At 66.5% G+C, this 535-nt stretch carries 1 protein-coding gene; it reads left to right on the top strand.

The window, feature by feature from the left end; genetic code table 11:
• On the top strand, window positions 1–535 hold a 535-nt coding region (locus ACTJI6_RS24220), incomplete at both ends, for a hypothetical protein (protein WP_440804344.1).

Below are 535 nucleotides of genomic sequence, written 5' to 3'. Positions count from 1 at the left end.
CGGGTGTGCCCTATGATGTGGACGTGACCCTGACCGACGGCAATGGTTCTCGCACCTATACGACCAATGCCGTGTTGGTCCCGGCAGCGAGTGAACCAGCCTCCTACACCTCGGCGGGCACGGGGTCGGTCTACAATACCGCGTCCCAGACCCAGCACACGATTGCCGCCGTGCCGCTGGGCGCGACCAGTGCGGATCGCTTCATCGAGCTTGACCTCAATGCGTATCTGATCACCGACAGCACCGCCGTCATCACCGGGATCAGCATCGGGGGCGTGGCCGCGACGCAGCGGGCGGCCCAAGCCAACGGCAACGAAACCAGGCTGCGCACCGGCCTGTGGCGGGCAGCCGTCCCCACCGGCACGACCGGCGATGTGGTCATCACGCTGGACAAGCCATCCGCTCTGATCGCGGGCTGCCATGCTTTCCGGGCGATCCGCATGATTTCGGGCACGCCGACCTTCGGGAATATCAGCCCCGGCGCCGGGGCTGTCCTTTCCACCACGGTGGCGACCGCTCCTGGGGACCGGATCAT

Origin of the sequence: Paracoccus sp. 22332 (assembly GCF_052045125.1) — a bacterium.
Lineage (GTDB): Bacteria > Pseudomonadota > Alphaproteobacteria > Rhodobacterales > Rhodobacteraceae > Paracoccus > Paracoccus haematequi_A.
This window is presented reverse-complemented; position numbering and strand designations above follow the sequence as displayed.